Source organism: Paenibacillus glucanolyticus NBRC 15330 (assembly GCF_004000885.1).
In the GTDB taxonomy this organism is placed as follows: domain Bacteria; phylum Bacillota; class Bacilli; order Paenibacillales; family Paenibacillaceae; genus Paenibacillus_AQ; species Paenibacillus_AQ glucanolyticus.
In genome coordinates, this window is record NZ_BIMC01000001.1 from 334,845 (window position 1) to 348,663 (window position 13,819).

15 protein-coding genes are annotated in these 13,819 nt (G+C 47.9%); 2 read left to right on the forward strand and 13 right to left on the reverse strand.

The genetic code is table 11. The features are described from left to right. Positions 1-23: 23 nt before the first annotated feature. From PGL02S_RS01470 to PGL02S_RS01495, 6 genes are all read right to left on the reverse strand, one after another. Positions 24-320 carry a hypothetical protein gene (locus PGL02S_RS01470; protein WP_244892274.1) on the reverse strand — a complete coding sequence of 99 codons (297 nt, stop codon included), beginning with the start codon at positions 318-320 and terminating at the stop codon, positions 24-26. Between the two features lie 85 nt (positions 321-405). Further along, entirely contained in the window at positions 406-963 is a 558-nt protein-coding gene (locus PGL02S_RS01475; RefSeq protein ID WP_036637246.1) for a GNAT family N-acetyltransferase, read from the reverse strand. 241 nt (positions 964-1,204) lie between these two features. Beyond that, on the reverse strand, positions 1,205-2,023 hold the full coding sequence (locus tag PGL02S_RS01480; protein ID WP_036637441.1) for an SPL family radical SAM protein: 819 nt from the start codon (positions 2,021-2,023) through the stop codon (positions 1,205-1,207). An 89-nt stretch (positions 2,024-2,112) separates the two neighbouring features. Then, positions 2,113-2,826, reverse strand: coding sequence for a 2OG-Fe(II) oxygenase (locus tag PGL02S_RS01485; RefSeq protein ID WP_036637244.1), 714 nt, complete (start codon positions 2,824-2,826; stop codon positions 2,113-2,115). Further along, positions 2,819-3,367, reverse strand: coding sequence for a methylated-DNA--[protein]-cysteine S-methyltransferase (locus PGL02S_RS01490; RefSeq protein WP_370511109.1), 549 nt, complete (start codon positions 3,365-3,367; stop codon positions 2,819-2,821). The genes PGL02S_RS01485 and PGL02S_RS01490 overlap by 8 nt, the downstream gene beginning before the upstream one ends. Next, complete coding sequence (locus PGL02S_RS01495) at positions 3,351-3,953, reverse strand: bifunctional transcriptional activator/DNA repair enzyme AdaA (RefSeq protein WP_036637243.1); 603 nt, start codon at positions 3,951-3,953, stop codon at positions 3,351-3,353. The genes PGL02S_RS01490 and PGL02S_RS01495 overlap by 17 nt, the downstream gene beginning before the upstream one ends. Before the next feature lie 249 nt (positions 3,954-4,202). On the opposite strand from PGL02S_RS01495, the gene PGL02S_RS01500 reads away from it, so the two are divergent. Beyond that, positions 4,203-5,162: a DNA-3-methyladenine glycosylase family protein gene (locus tag PGL02S_RS01500; RefSeq protein ID WP_076151495.1), complete on the forward strand. Its 960-nt coding sequence runs from the start codon at positions 4,203-4,205 to the stop codon at positions 5,160-5,162. Positions 5,163-5,252: 90 nt separating this feature from the next. Here the strand turns inward: PGL02S_RS01500 and PGL02S_RS01505 are convergent, their stop codons facing one another. The 7 genes from PGL02S_RS01505 to PGL02S_RS01535 all read right to left on the reverse strand — a co-directional run bounded on the left by PGL02S_RS01505 (position 5,253) and on the right by PGL02S_RS01535 (position 12,059). After that, positions 5,253-5,726 carry a hypothetical protein gene (locus PGL02S_RS01505; protein ID WP_036637241.1) on the reverse strand — a complete coding sequence of 158 codons (474 nt, stop codon included), beginning with the start codon at positions 5,724-5,726 and terminating at the stop codon, positions 5,253-5,255. 232 nt (positions 5,727-5,958) lie between these two features. Beyond that, positions 5,959-7,005: an ATP synthase beta subunit C-terminal domain-containing protein gene (locus PGL02S_RS01510; protein ID WP_036637240.1), complete on the reverse strand. Its 1,047-nt coding sequence runs from the start codon at positions 7,003-7,005 to the stop codon at positions 5,959-5,961. Between the two features lie 308 nt (positions 7,006-7,313). Further along, positions 7,314-8,270 carry an acetamidase/formamidase family protein gene (locus tag PGL02S_RS01515; protein WP_036637239.1) on the reverse strand — a complete coding sequence of 319 codons (957 nt, stop codon included), beginning with the start codon at positions 8,268-8,270 and terminating at the stop codon, positions 7,314-7,316. Positions 8,271-8,673: 403 nt separating this feature from the next. Continuing rightward, complete coding sequence (locus PGL02S_RS01520) at positions 8,674-9,192, reverse strand: hypothetical protein (protein WP_036637237.1); 519 nt, start codon at positions 9,190-9,192, stop codon at positions 8,674-8,676. Positions 9,193-9,709: 517 nt separating this feature from the next. After that, positions 9,710-10,579 (reverse strand): aminoglycoside phosphotransferase family protein, encoded by an 870-nt coding sequence (locus tag PGL02S_RS01525; protein ID WP_244892275.1) that lies wholly within the window; start codon positions 10,577-10,579, stop codon positions 9,710-9,712. Positions 10,580-10,846: 267 nt separating this feature from the next. After that, on the reverse strand, positions 10,847-11,248 hold the full coding sequence (locus PGL02S_RS01530; RefSeq protein WP_228030004.1) for a hypothetical protein: 402 nt from the start codon (positions 11,246-11,248) through the stop codon (positions 10,847-10,849). Between the two features lie 433 nt (positions 11,249-11,681). Next, positions 11,682-12,059, reverse strand: a complete 378-nt coding sequence (locus tag PGL02S_RS01535) for a winged helix-turn-helix transcriptional regulator (RefSeq protein WP_006210901.1) — start codon at positions 12,057-12,059, stop codon at positions 11,682-11,684. 228 nt (positions 12,060-12,287) lie between these two features. Here PGL02S_RS01535 and PGL02S_RS01540 point away from each other — a divergent pair, with 228 nt between their 5' ends. Beyond that, entirely contained in the window at positions 12,288-13,724 is a 1,437-nt protein-coding gene (locus PGL02S_RS01540) for a DHA2 family efflux MFS transporter permease subunit (RefSeq protein WP_036637234.1), read from the forward strand. Positions 13,725-13,819 lie beyond the last annotated feature (95 nt).

A 13,819-nucleotide genomic window follows, 5' to 3' on the forward strand; every position in this document is an offset into this window, starting at 1 on the left:
TTCGATTTTCTGCTTTTCACGGTCTATGAAATCATATACTTTTGAAATTTCCTCTTCATAGTTCTCTTCCATTTCAAAATACGCAACTTCGAATGCCGGTGGTGAGGCAGTACATAGCAGCCCTCGATAATTAAATTCTGATTATTCTCGATATTGGTCATGATGATCCCTTTGAGGATCGGCCATAATTTCTCACCGATGTATTCAGTTGAATCCAGCGGCGTGAACCCGCAATTTTGATCCGCTCTGTATAACCCCATTTTAAAATGGTCAATCGAAAGATAAGGAACGTGATATTTCTCAAGTAATCTTTGAGCCATATAGGTCTTACCCGTGCAGCTCACCCCGCTTATGAGTATGATCATTGTATGAGACGCCCTCCCTTAGCCCATATTGCTGCATCAATCAAATCTCTTGGTATTCATTTTTCACAATGCCGTAGTAGACAAGATCCTCATAGTGATTTTCTTTCTTCACATGATCGATCAATACTCCTTCTTGTTTCATGCCTGTTTTTTGTATGACTTGCCCGGATGCCGGATTCGAAGCAAAATGCCGCGCATAGACCTTATGATAATGTTTCATCTGAAAGGCAAAGTCCAATATGGCTTTGGAGGCTTCTGTTGCATATCCCTTTCCCCAATACTCCTCACCAATCCAATAAGCGATTTCTCCATTATCATAGCGCTGATGATTAGTTAATGCGATTGCACCATATACCGTCCCTGTGTGCCTGTCACAAACAGCAAATTCATATGACTTATCCGCATCAAAATTATGTATATGATGTTCTATCCATGACAAAGCACAATCAAGTGTATAAGGGTACGGCAGCGTGAGTGTGCTTTTATATATATTGTAGTTATTGCATAGCCTGACAACCGTTTCAGCATCCGATTCCCTGAATAAGCGAAGCAATAATCTCTCCGTCGTCATCGTTTTATTGATCTCGTCATATGTCATTTCACTTCGCCTCTTTCATAAAAAAGTATTGAACTGCCCTAGATCCCGATCGACGCTCTCTATTGTCATTCGTTCCTCGGCGCAATACTGGTTATTTTCGCCTATCATACCATAATCATCTATGGCTAAACATGACAAAAAAGGCCGGACTTCTCATCCCGACCAAACAGATAATTTCTATGATCTTACAAACTAGCGAATCCACGAATCCATCACCCGCAGTCTCGCCAACCCCGGCCTCTTAAGGCTCAAAGCCCTGTTGGCTCACGAATAACTGCTCCTTCGGAAACGCCTGGCTAAACCGATCATAAACGACCTGATAGGCAGCTGGATCGTACCATTCCTCAAGTCCAAGCTCTTCATACAGCACCTGAACAGGCAGCCTCTTCGTCCGTTTCCCGCCGCTGCCGTCGCCCATGAAATAATCGTCGATGCACACGCGATTCACAAGCGGCCGCAGGATCTCGGGAAAAGCCGCCGTGCTCGGAAGCACGGGTGCGATCGCTGCCTGAGTGGGAATCCCAGCGTCTCTCAGCAGCTCCAGTGTTTTCAGTCTGGCTTGGACCGGCGGTGCAGATGGCGTAAAATGCTTGCGGATGTCCTCACGGTCGGTCTCAACCGTCATGCTGACCCGCACCCGATCTCCTAACTGCTGCAGCAGATCGATATCCCGCCGGACTAAGGGACTTCGTGTCTGCACGAACAGGAAATCCGGCGGTTCGCCGACCATGACCTCAAGCAGCGCGCGAGTTACTTGTTCCTTGGCCTCGACCGGCTGATACGGATCGGTGCTGGAAGACATGAAGATCGTAACGGGCCCCTTCGTTTTGGCACGTTTCAGTTCTTTGCGCAGAATGGCGGCAGATTCCAGCTTAACGTCAACCCAGCTGCCCCACTCCCCATTGCGAAAGATCGATACCGGCATTTGCCGGACATAACAATAAGAACAAGCGAAGGTACAGCCTGTGTACGGATTTAAAGTATGGCTGTATCCGTTCAGAAATCCCGTTCCTTTATTCAACAGGGTCTTGGGGGTCTTATAGAGCACTTCACTTTTAATCTCAAACACCCCGTTTCTGCACTTTCTTCTATTATACCATGTCTCTCCAGGCATCCTGGCCGAGGAATCCACCCCACTTATGAACCCTTTTACTTCGCATCATGAAAAATAATCCCAAGGCTGTACCTGGTCCCTGCCGTGATGGTGCTAACGCCGTGCCGCAGCGTGGTTCGGTAATACCCTCGGGTCCCCTGAACGGGCCGATGGTTGGTCGGAAAAATCAGTCCCGCGCCCTGTTCCAAAGTAATGACATGCCCCCGGCTCTGTGCCCGCGGCCGCTGTTCAACCAACAGAAACTCTCCGCCCGCGTAATCGACTTCCTTCTCATTCAGCACGAATACCACTTGGAACGGGAAGAATTCATCTCCATATAAATCCTGATGCAGACAGTTGTAGCCGCCCTTCTCATATTTCAAGATGAGCGGTGTAGAGCGCCCCTGCCCTTGCGAATGGCACATCTCAAGGAACTCAGCCAAGGTCCCAGGGTACCGCTCCTCGCTTCCCAGCTGCGTCAGCCAGCGGTTGGCTGTCAGTGCAAGCTCAGGATAGAAGCCTTCCCGAAGCTGTTGCAGGAGTCCTGGCAGCGGGGCCTGATAGTACTTGTACTCCCCAACCCCAAAGCGGTGTCTGGCCATGTTAATGGTATTGCGAAACCGCTCCTCTTCCGAATAGGTATTTATGATCCCTGTACATTCCTCAGGCAGCAGAAGCTTTGGAATGACAGCATATCCCTGCTCATCCAAAGCTCCCTGTATCCCTTCCCAATGTAGTCCCGAGATTCGCTCCTGCAACGATCTAGACATACTCCGCGGTCTCCTTTACCGGGACACGCCCGCGCTCCAGCTGAAGCAGCCAGGTCTTCATCTCAAGCCCTCCGCGATAACCGGTCAAAGCCCCGCTCTTGCCAATTACCCGGTGGCACGGCACGGTTATAAGCAATGGATTGGCTCCGATAGCCGCTCCAACGGCACGAACCGCGGCCGGCTTTCCAATCTGGTTGGCGATGTCCGTATACGTATAGGTCTCGCCATACGGAATATGGCATAACGCATTCCATACAGCCGATTGAAAGGCGGTACCTTTGTAATCCATAGGCATTTCAAACCGGTCTCTGTTCCCCTGAAAATACTCGGTTAACTCTTCCGAATATACCTGCATTTTCGCATCATCCCGTACAAGCTCGCTGCCAGGGAACCTGACGTTCACCCAGTCCGCTAACTCTTCTAACGGCTTATCCTGCGAGCCGACATAACATAATCCTTCCTTCGTAGCCGCCAGATATACATTCCAGTTGTCATGAGTCAGTCGAGTCCAGTAGATTATTGTATTATCGGATTTCATCATGATCCTGCACCTCCATGCTTGTATTATTCAACACATATTGCCCGCGATAACGGAGTGGAGTAACCCCCGTCTTCTTCTTAAACAAGGTGATAAAATAAGCCGTATTGTCCAAACCCACCTTATGGCCGATATCCGAAATGGTTAATCCGGAATCCCTAAGGAGCTCCTTGGCTTTGTCCATCCGGTAATCCTGAATGTACTCCATCGGGGTCAACCCTTTTACGCGTTTAAATATCCGGTGCAGATGATACGGGCTGCCGTGGCTCACATCGGCCAATACATCGAGTGTCAAATGCTCCGTGTAGTGGTTGTCGATATACTCCGTAACCAGCTCAATCCATTCATGGTCCGGTAGACGTTCTCCTGTCGGCTTGCACCGTTTGCATGGTCGGAAGCGTTCGGCCCTCGCTTCATCCGGGGATTGGAACACGCGCACATTTTCAAATTTCGGGGGTCTGGATTTACAGGATGGCCGGCAGAAAATCCCGGTTGTCTGCACCGCGTAGAAAAACTTGCCGTCACTCTCTTTATCATTGCTGATGATGGCCTTCCACTGTGCTTCGGTTGGCTGAATTCGGTTTGCCACGTTTCCTCACCTCCGCTAACATTATAACCACAGGATGGATTCGCTGTACGCTTTTTGGAATAGAAGAGCAAGATAACAAAATTATACGATCCGCATTTATGTTACAACTAGTATAGATAAGTTTATGAAGGAAAGGAACCGGTGAACATGCGAGATTCAAAACCTATGCCAAGCGGCACAATCCCTGCGCAAGACCCCATATTTCTGAAGAAGCTGCCGCCGGGCCAAACCGCCCACTATAACGGGGACATGGCTCAGGAACAAGACACATATGGCCGTTTTCTTCCCCAGGACAGCTGGGAGGATCTTCAGCATTCGTTAAAGCTGCACGTGCCGAAGGAATTCAGTTTTACCGAGAACCTCCATTATTTGCAGAGATCGCCAAACGAATGTCTCTATCATATTCAACATGACGCGATTTACAGAGCGCTTTCTCTCGATTCAGAGACGGCGGTCATTGAGGTTAGCGAGCTGCCTCAAGAACAGGCTATCCTTGTACGGTTTCTGGGTGATACTGCCCCAACGGAATGGAGCAAGCGTGCGGAAGTGGCGATTTATGTCCGGGACTGGTTTGATCTGAACACCGATCTGGTTCCCTTCTACGCCATGGCACAGACTGACCCTCTGCTCAGTCGAGCCCTTCATTCCTTCTATGGACTGCGCAACATGGGCATCCCCGACCTGTTCGAGGCACTGTGTTGGGGTATTCTGGGACAGCAGATTAACCTGACTTATGCATATACGTTAAAAAGACGATTCGTCGAGGCTTTTGGCCGCCGCGTGGAATGTGAAGGAGAGATTTACTGGTTGTTTCCCCGGCCCGAGGACATCGCACATCTAAACGTGCAGGACCTGGAGGAGCTCCGTATGACCGTGAAAAAATGCGAGTACCTCATCGGGGTGGCACAGCTTATGGCGGAAGGAGAATTGACGAAAAAGCAGCTGCTTGATACGAATAGCTTAGTAGAAGCTGAGAAACAACTTGTAAGCATTCGCGGCATCGGTCCGTGGACGGCCAACTATGTGCTGATGCGCTGCCTCCGGATGCCCGCGGCATTCCCCATCGACGATGTCGGGCTGCACAATGCCATCAAACATCTGCTGGGTTCGGAGAAGAAACCGACAAAGAAGGAGATTCTGGCACTATCGGCAGCATGGGCGAATTGGGAATCCTACGCTACCTTTTACCTCTGGAGGTTTCTCTATTAATCGCAGATAGAAAAAGGGATATCTCCCACAACTGCGGCGCAGTCTGTAAGGAGACATCCCTTTCTTAGCGATGATTTCTATCTCGAATACCTATTCGATGAAATATAATTTGCCGTCAACCTCAAGCGAGATCGCGGATTGTGCCAGATCGTCCTTCAGCTTTTTTGCATAATCCACCACTTGATTGAGCGAATCCTTGTCGAGTTTTTCGGCAAAAGCGTACACAATCGTAACTTTTTCCTTGATCAGGGTTTTATGGTTGTCCACCCACGCGCCTTCACCCGGAATCGCGGTAGCACCGCCAAACCAACCGGACAGTTTAGTCAAGGTCTGGTCAACAAACTTCTGATGTGCCGCATCTGTAATCGGGATGTCCCCTTTCACGGTGGAAGGGACATAAATTTTCACCACATGATCCAGATGGAATTGATCGTTCAGGGCACTTTGTGTAATGGCAGTAGCCGTCGGGTTTCCCTCTGCACTGAAAGACTGCTGAACCGGCACCACGATAAGCGTTAACAACAACGCTGCAGCGAATGCAATAAGCCAACCTTTTCTCTTCATCTTCATTTCTCCTCTATGTATGGTCTCGTTCTCCCCGTACGAACCGCTGGCTACCTTTCTTGTGCTGGCCGCCAACCGGACGGTGCAAACTAGCACATATTATATAATGGACTTAACCTGTCAGCTATGGGGCATACGGATTATATTATGCGGATTCATGCAAAAAAGCCGATATTCCCGATGTAAAAACTCAGAAAATCGACTTTATGCTGAAACAGAGCTTATTCTACCGTTATTTGATCGTACCGATCCAGGATAAACTCTCCACCGATCGATGATCCATACTGCCATTTAGGATAGCCTGAACGTCATCTAGTGTTTCTAGCAGCGATACCCGCTCGCCCTGTAATCTGGTATATGCTTCCGCAACGTAAAAAGGCTGCGAAAGATAGGCTTCCAGCCGTTCTCCCCGCTCATATACTTCCGTCTCGGATGCCGGAATGGCTTGCAGGCCTCGCACTTGAACCAGCGAACGCAGCTCACGGTAACGCCTCAGCAGTTTCTGGGCACGCTGCTGAACCGACAGGTGATGCTGATCCAGATGGACTCCTTCCAATACGGAAGATGTGGAGTATAACGGATTTACGGCCGGAAACATATGTCTGGCAGCCAGGTCCGCATCAAAATACCACAGCGTCTCCAGGGGACCGTAAGGCAAATCCTCATCAACAGCTGCCCCTTTTAGATCCACAAGAAAAGTCGTGACATTCTCAATGCCTTCTTGTTGAATACGTTCCTGAAGATCATAGATCTTCCCGGTTAAGACGTGCTCCCGGTCTGCTGCAAATACAATCTCCTTCTCCCTACTTGTATTCGCCACGATTGAATAAGTTTCTTCTATAGAGCTAGCCACCCGCTGCACATCATTAAGCATGTCCTGCAGCTCCGGATATTCACCTTCCGGCTTCAGCAGAATCGTCACATAACCTCCCGCCTTGAAGTGGTGGAACAATTCCCCCAGCAGCACAAGCTGACCCATTCCGGGACGGGCGACTAAACCGACGGTGCCGCCTTTTGCCAGCGGAGCAAATAAATCGAGCGGCTTGATGCCTGTTTCGATCATATCCACCCTTTCCCCGCGCAGGATCAGTTCATCTAAACTGCATTTCGCCAGGGATGCCAGTGCGGCAATGGTGCGGACTTCCGCCCGTCCCACGGGGATTTTTCCCGTGCACAGATTGGAGACCGTAGCAGGCCGCAGTCCAACGGATTTGGCGGCGCTAGTCAGGTTCGGAACCCTTTGTCGTAACAGTGATACATTGAGCTTCAGATTATCCAAGTGCGTACACCCTTTTTAATAGTGGATTGATTTTATGCTTTTTTCCATCAAAGAATCTGCTGTGCAGACAAACAACCCCTCATCCGGTTCAAAAATGTTGTGATCAAACTGCTCGAATTCCGCGATTTTGGCCTGAGGCAGTGATTGTTTGTATTGTTTCCACTGCATCTAATGAAACCTAGGACTTGGTTTTATGCCACGGATCATAAGAACTGGGCAAGACAATAGCGTCAGATCGTTCCACAGTTCTACTTTCGCTGTTACAGAGCATGTAAGGCAGAGGGCTTCATCCATCATTAGCCCCCCTCTTACCTTAATGCGCCAAAAGGCAAAAATGCGTGCACGCCCTTGGCCGTATTCACGATTTGAGTTACGCGCAGATCTACTGCCAATGTGGCGTAAGCGTACGCCTCTGTTCGCGTAATGGAGTAGAGTTCCGTCATGAGGTCAAGCATCCCGCTTAGAGCCATCCACATCGCTTCGTCCAGATCCTCATGAAACCCCATCGTTAGCCAACCGGTGCTCGTCTTCGCTCTTGGCATCGTAATCGGCATATCGTCCCGGATATGAAAGGTCAGACTCACCTTCTCCATGGGACATTCCAGGGCAGGCCCGCTGACTTCGCCGTCCCCCTGCACGGCGTGACCATCCCCTGTAGAGAATAATCCGCCATCGACCGGAATCGGCAAATACAGGGTGGAACCGGCGGTTAACTCTTTGCAATCCAGGTTACCTCCATAGGGGCGCGGCATAAAAGTCGTATGCTGGCCTTCTTCTCCTGGCGGCATGCCCATTATACCCATAAAAGGTTTCAGACCAACGTTGTACTTGAAGGTTCCGAATTGACTCCGGCCTATCAAAGTCTTGGCGTCCAATTCAAAATCCAGCATGATTTCTTGAACATCACGCATCCCCAGCTTCTCGTTCCAATAACTTGGAAAACCTCCGGCGGAGGTCCAACCCCATGATCCGGGAATAATCTCGTTGATCTGGATCTCCAATGTGTCACCAGCTTTTGCACCTTCAATATGTACCGGCCCCACCAATGCATGCCCAAACTGTTTCTCCTGCCGCCCCGGCTTACGCTCAGTGAACTTCGTTCTTGGCGCACCTGGCGCAGAGCGCTTCGCAATCCCCCAGGAAGCATCCAACGTTTGATAGAGGACAGTGTCCCCTGACTGAATATACAGAGCCGGTTCCAGCTCTTTGCTGAAAAATCCATGAAGCGAGTGAATATCCGGTTTTAGCCTATGAACGTTCGACATCGGTTCTTCTCCCTTCACACCCATGATCAGAATAGCGCCGCACCTAGGCAGGCTATACCCTGTTACGTTATAAAGTATTTTATATTACTCTAAAAGTCAATACATTTTTACTCTTTAAAGTAATTATAATTACGCATTAAGATGTGTGTTTAGTTGATGCTAGGTATCGACATTCAAATCTGGATACAAAAAAGTCCCCAGCCTCCATCTTATAGACTGGACGAGTGGGAACTTCAGTTATACTTAGACGGCATGTATTACCGTTTGTTATGCTGTGGTTTGCTCGGAGCCTTGTAGGCTCGTAACTTCAATTTCACAGATTCGAAGATCAGGAAGATTCATGGATTCTGAGATCCCTTGAAAAATAGTTCCATCGATTCATGAGTCTTATGAGTTCATTGTATCATTCATCCAGCAGCATGCCGCGTTCATCGTAAAACTTATAGTCCCTGAAGGTGTACGATTGATCTTCGGACGGAGGTAATTCAATATAAGTCACATCTGCACGGTTAGGGACGAATGTTTGCTCCAACAACTCCCCATTAATGCGTACTTGCATTTTGGCGACTTGATTATCGTGATGGGTTACAACCATCCATTTTTGAACCTCTTCCTTGGGATTATTCAGCATGAACAACCCGACAGGATCATGCGCTGTCTCTATATGTTTCCATTCATAGTTCCCTTTGGAATTTCGAGCAAACTCAATATACCCCGGCCTTTGGTCGGACAAGAATCCTACCACCCTGCTGTCATGGAAATCGGATATATCCAGAATCTCGATTTGCCTGTTTTCGTATCCCTCAATCGACTGAATTACTTTTTGGATGGACCCCTCATCGTTTCCATACAGCTTCTTGTCGTTACTAAGATAATAAGCTGATAGAACAACAATACCAATAACCAAAACCAAGCCAATCATTACATTTTGTCTTCTCAAAATTATAGTCACGCCCCAGTACGAAAGGATGTTGTAATTGAAATCTCGGGGTCACGTAGAGAGAATCCCATACGAACACACGAACCAAGCGACCCAATTAAGGTCATATGACTGAAATACCCACATGAACTCACTCTCCAGAACCCCCACATGAATATACTTTAATTGTACTCTAACGTATTATAGTCACGATTCGCTAATTTGGTGGGTATCCAACCGAGCATGCAAGCCATACTCCAATCAGCCCATACCAATGGCATAACGGACTCCACAGACGTTATTTACATTAATTCGCGCCGTTTGCAAATGTAACGGACCGAGCAGACGCTATACCATAAATATTTGCCCACTTTCCCTATTTTGTAGAGAATAAGGCGGCTGAGGTCCGTTATCTTGTTCAAATGTTCCTTTTGGAGCAAATAGCGTCTCCTGTGTCCGTTAAAGTGCAAAAAACGTTCGATCACGCGACCTCTCGTTCACAGGTATTTAGGGGTCCATCTTAGAGTAACTTGCCATGCAAATATTGGTTTGTTGTTACAATGGACTTGAGCCTTGAGATTGTATCATGCCTAATCGGCAGATTATTCGCCCTAAACAATAGAATGCCTCGCAAACACGCGATGGCTTCGAATAGTTCCAGCTCATCCTCCCCATATCGGCTCTCTGCACAAAATGCAGTACGGTAGAAAGAGGCCCACTTCTCGCTTACATAAATCCACATCAAGATAATGGACCAGGCTATGTCATATCTAGGGTCACCTATTTGGACGTTAGTCCAATCGATCACGGTCAGCTTGCCTTCTGACTCAAGAATATTGCCCAGATGGTAATCCCCATGAATCATGCACACTGGCTTCAAGTCTGCTCGCTGAACCAGCTTCACTAATAAATCCTGGATATCGGGGTGCTGATCCACTTGCGGATAAAAATAATCAATGAGGTCGTAGCTTGGTAACGCCGAACCAGTCAGACGATCAAGCGGGAACTTATGCACATCATTCAAATTCTTCGCAAGCTTCTTAAGTTTGGGCTGATCCACTTTATCTATGGGTGTCCCATCGTAACTGGTTAGCAGGACTTGATGGCCATTCACCTCATAACCCCAGCCGACAGGTTTCGAAACCGCACTTCCATGCGTGTGTAAGGCATTTAAGATTTCATATTGGAATTGCACATTAGGCTGAGACTCTTTATTCCAAACCTTTAAGACAAAATCAGACTCGGGTGAGCTGATTTTCATGACCTCAGCCTCCAACCCGGAATCCAGCGGAGTTACGCTTAGTGTGGTATCATCTTCCAGCAATAACACCATTCGGTCGCTTTTCTCCACCCAGTTTATTTCACGCGCTTGGAAATCTATCCTGCTCACTGCCTTTCGCGGGGATGGTTGCACGCACTAACACACCAGCTTCCCATATCATTTTATAATCGCTTCACCGCTAACTTGGTCAGATATTCCCTTCTATTTCTGGCAATTTACTCACCATGCCTTGCCATGTAGATGCATGCAGCCGTTATTACCTCCGTAATTTATAATCCTCCGTGTTTCCCACGATCCTCAGCCTAAATCAAGTACCCTCTTCTGTTCGTTGTTAGTATACCATCATATTTACGGCATCCATTTCTTCACGCACCTTCATAGCTGCAGCGATTCAATCGTTGTAAAGATTCGGGAATAGACATCCTGGATATTGGACTCATTGCGTACATCGTTGGATAACCCATATTCCCAGTAATGAGATTCCTCGCCATAGTAACCCGTGGCATAAGCGTAAGCTGAAAGATCAGGAACATCGGCATACGATAACTCCTCAATTGTAAAGGGGACGTGTGATTTCTTAGACTCGATATAGAAAAAAGGGATGTCCGAATGGTGATAGACTTTTGCATATTGTGGATTGGAAGCCTCCACTAGAAACTCTTTCGTAATGAAAATAGCGTCAAGGTCAGATGATAACTCTTCTTCCTCTAATTGTTTGAACGCAACCTCCACAAAATCCACATTCTCTTCCCTTATGTTCGGATTCTCTCCAATCAAACCAATAACTAGGCTCCTACCCTCATAGGGTGGACCCTCATAAGGTGGAGTATCAACGCTATCGACGTTAGATTTACAGACCATTAACATCAAACATATACAGAATAGGACCATGGCATTTTTCATCATTATGGAAAGCTCCTTCAGCAGATATAGGATAAATTCGCTCACCAGACTTAACGGTTATCTCTTATGGCAATTTGGGCTCGGCTTTCACATCCGGCACCTTAATGACCTTGTAGGTATTGATCGCTTTCTTCAGTTCCCCCTTCTCAGTTGCCTTGTGCTTCACCGCCTGCAAAGACTCACCGACTTTTCCAATAACTCCATATTATGTGTATTTCTCCACTTCGTAAATACTTATCTTCGCTATGGCCAAGTATCCGTACAACACAAAAACCGCGATATACGCGGTTTCTGCGATCTCTGTTTGCTATTTCTCGGATAAGGAACTCGCCTTTCCTAATGAAGTTCGATGCTCCCTCCTGGATGCTCCCCAATCATGTATCACATTGAGAACGTCTTCAAATTCTCTTCCCTGCTCCGTTAAGGAATACTCAACCGTAACCGGCATGGTTGGCATGACTTGCCGTTGAATGATTCCGTTCTGTTCCAAATGTCTCAGGATCACCGTCAACGATTGCGTACTGATGTTGCCCAAATTCCGGCGTAAGCGGTTAAACCGCTGAGGACCGTCATGCAGTTCTCCAATCACGTGGACGGCCCGTTTCACGGCAACTATTTTCAAAACCTCGCCAATAACCTCCGTGCATACTTCATATTCTTCGTTATGTTCTGAATGCTCGCTCAAACCATCACCCGCCCTAACCTAAAGTAAGTTGGTCTATAATAAATGATCTTATCAATAAATATTGCCTACTGTTCTTGTTGGTTTAGAGTCATTATAATTTGGCACATAGCTGTTGATCAAGGTGCATTCTTGAATCGACACTCTGAAAATCGCGCGATTCTCTTCGAATAGCCATATATCCGGAAATGTGGTTATGCACAACAATATACAGTACGAGGAGACGATGAAATGTCGACCACGATTAAAGAAATCCGCGCGCCCTTATTCGCCATCATCATTGGCATGTTTATGGTCCTACTGAATATGACCGCCATGAATGTGGCGATTCCGAAACTAATGAACACCTTTCAAAGCCCACTATCTTTAATGCAATGGGCAACCACGGGTTATATACTGGCCGAGGCGGCCATTATTCCGGTAGCCGGCTGGCTGGCTGACCGCTTTGGCGGCAGGCGCATGTTCATTCTGGCCATCTCCATCTTTACAATCTGCTCTATTCTTTGCGCACTCTCAATTAACGCTGAGCAATTTATACTGTTTCGCATACTTCAAGGTTTAGGTGGAGGCATTGTCATGCCGATTGGTTATGCCATCGTCTTTCGGATCAGTCCTCCGGACAAGATTGGCACGGTGATGGGTTCATACCTGGGCGTTCCCATACTTATTGCGCCAGCCATCGGGCCCGTGTTTGCCGGGTGGTTGGTGGATTACGTAAGCTGGCCTTATCTATTCTGGGTGAATGTGCCTGTAGGCATCTTAGGAATATGCCTCGGGCTGCGATATCTGCCTAAGTTGGAGAGTCAGGCTCAAGCCAAGCTGGATAAACTCGGCATGATTTTCGGCCCTCTTGCTTTTGCAGCCCTCATCTACGGCGTGCACCAAGGGGGCGATGCCGGATGGGACTCCATGCAGACCATCATCGGCCTTGCAGTTGGCGTAGTGGCGCTTCTGCTATTTATTCTGGTTGAACTTCGCTCAAGCGAGCCGCTCCTCGAGCTGCGTGTATTCCGTTCGTGGTCTTTTACAAGCGCCATGTTGATTCTTTGGCTAACGGCCGTTACGTTTTATGGAAACTTCTTTCTCATTCCGGTTTACCTCCAGCAGGTGAAGGGATTTAATGCATTTGATACAGGGCTCCTCATGATTCCACAGGCCATTGCCTGTATCGTTCTCATGCAGATTGGCGGTAGGCTCTTTGACCGGATGAGCGTAAAGCCGCTGGTTATTATCGGTACGGCACTTCTGGGGCTAGGGGCCTTCCTGCTCTCTAGAGTTTCTTCGGGGAGCGGAATGGGAATGTTAATTGTCGCTATGACCTTAGCAGGCTCCGGCCATGCATTGTATGGCATGTCTTTGAATGCATTTGTTATGAAATCTGCACCGCAAGCGCTGATCAACCGCGTTACGTCCTTGAACAATGCTTCACAGCAAGTGATGGGCTCGTTTGCGGTGGCTGCCTTCTCAACCTTGTTGACAGCTCGTGTATCAGCTTCATCTCGTGCAATACCGCAAGTTGAAATCTGGGCAGATGCGTTCTCGTTCACCTACCTTGTTGTAACGGCAGTGTCCATTGTTGGTGTTGTCATGGGGTTATTGATCCGTAAACCAACCGCTCTAACGGATGAAGCCATTGATCAACCAGATGCACGAGGCTTGGACTCCTGATTTTATAGTTGATTAGGTATAACGGCATTGCATCTGTTCTGCTATACTACGTTCAATATAAACGTTTCCCATATTAAAGAAACGGAGGTGAACTT

Coding starts and splice junctions, on each gene's coding strand:
- PGL02S_RS01470 (WP_244892274.1), bottom strand. CDS start 320: ATGGCTCAAAGATTACTTGAGAAATATCACGTTCCTTATCTTTCGATT.
- PGL02S_RS01475 (WP_036637246.1), bottom strand. CDS start 963: ATGACATATGACGAGATCAATAAAACGATGACGACGGAGAGATTATTG.
- PGL02S_RS01485 (WP_036637244.1), bottom strand. CDS start 2,826: ATGTCTAGATCGTTGCAGGAGCGAATCTCGGGACTACATTGGGAAGGG.
- PGL02S_RS01490 (WP_370511109.1), bottom strand. CDS start 3,367: ATGATGAAATCCGATAATACAATAATCTACTGGACTCGACTGACTCAT.
- PGL02S_RS01500 (WP_076151495.1), top strand. CDS start 4,203: ATGGCTCAGGAACAAGACACATATGGCCGTTTTCTTCCCCAGGACAGC.
- PGL02S_RS01505 (WP_036637241.1), bottom strand. CDS start 5,726: ATGAAGAGAAAAGGTTGGCTTATTGCATTCGCTGCAGCGTTGTTGTTA.
- PGL02S_RS01515 (WP_036637239.1), bottom strand. CDS start 8,270: ATGTCGAACGTTCATAGGCTAAAACCGGATATTCACTCGCTTCATGGA.
- PGL02S_RS01520 (WP_036637237.1), bottom strand. CDS start 9,192: ATGATTGGCTTGGTTTTGGTTATTGGTATTGTTGTTCTATCAGCTTAT.
- PGL02S_RS01540 (WP_036637234.1), top strand. CDS start 12,288: ATGTCGACCACGATTAAAGAAATCCGCGCGCCCTTATTCGCCATCATC.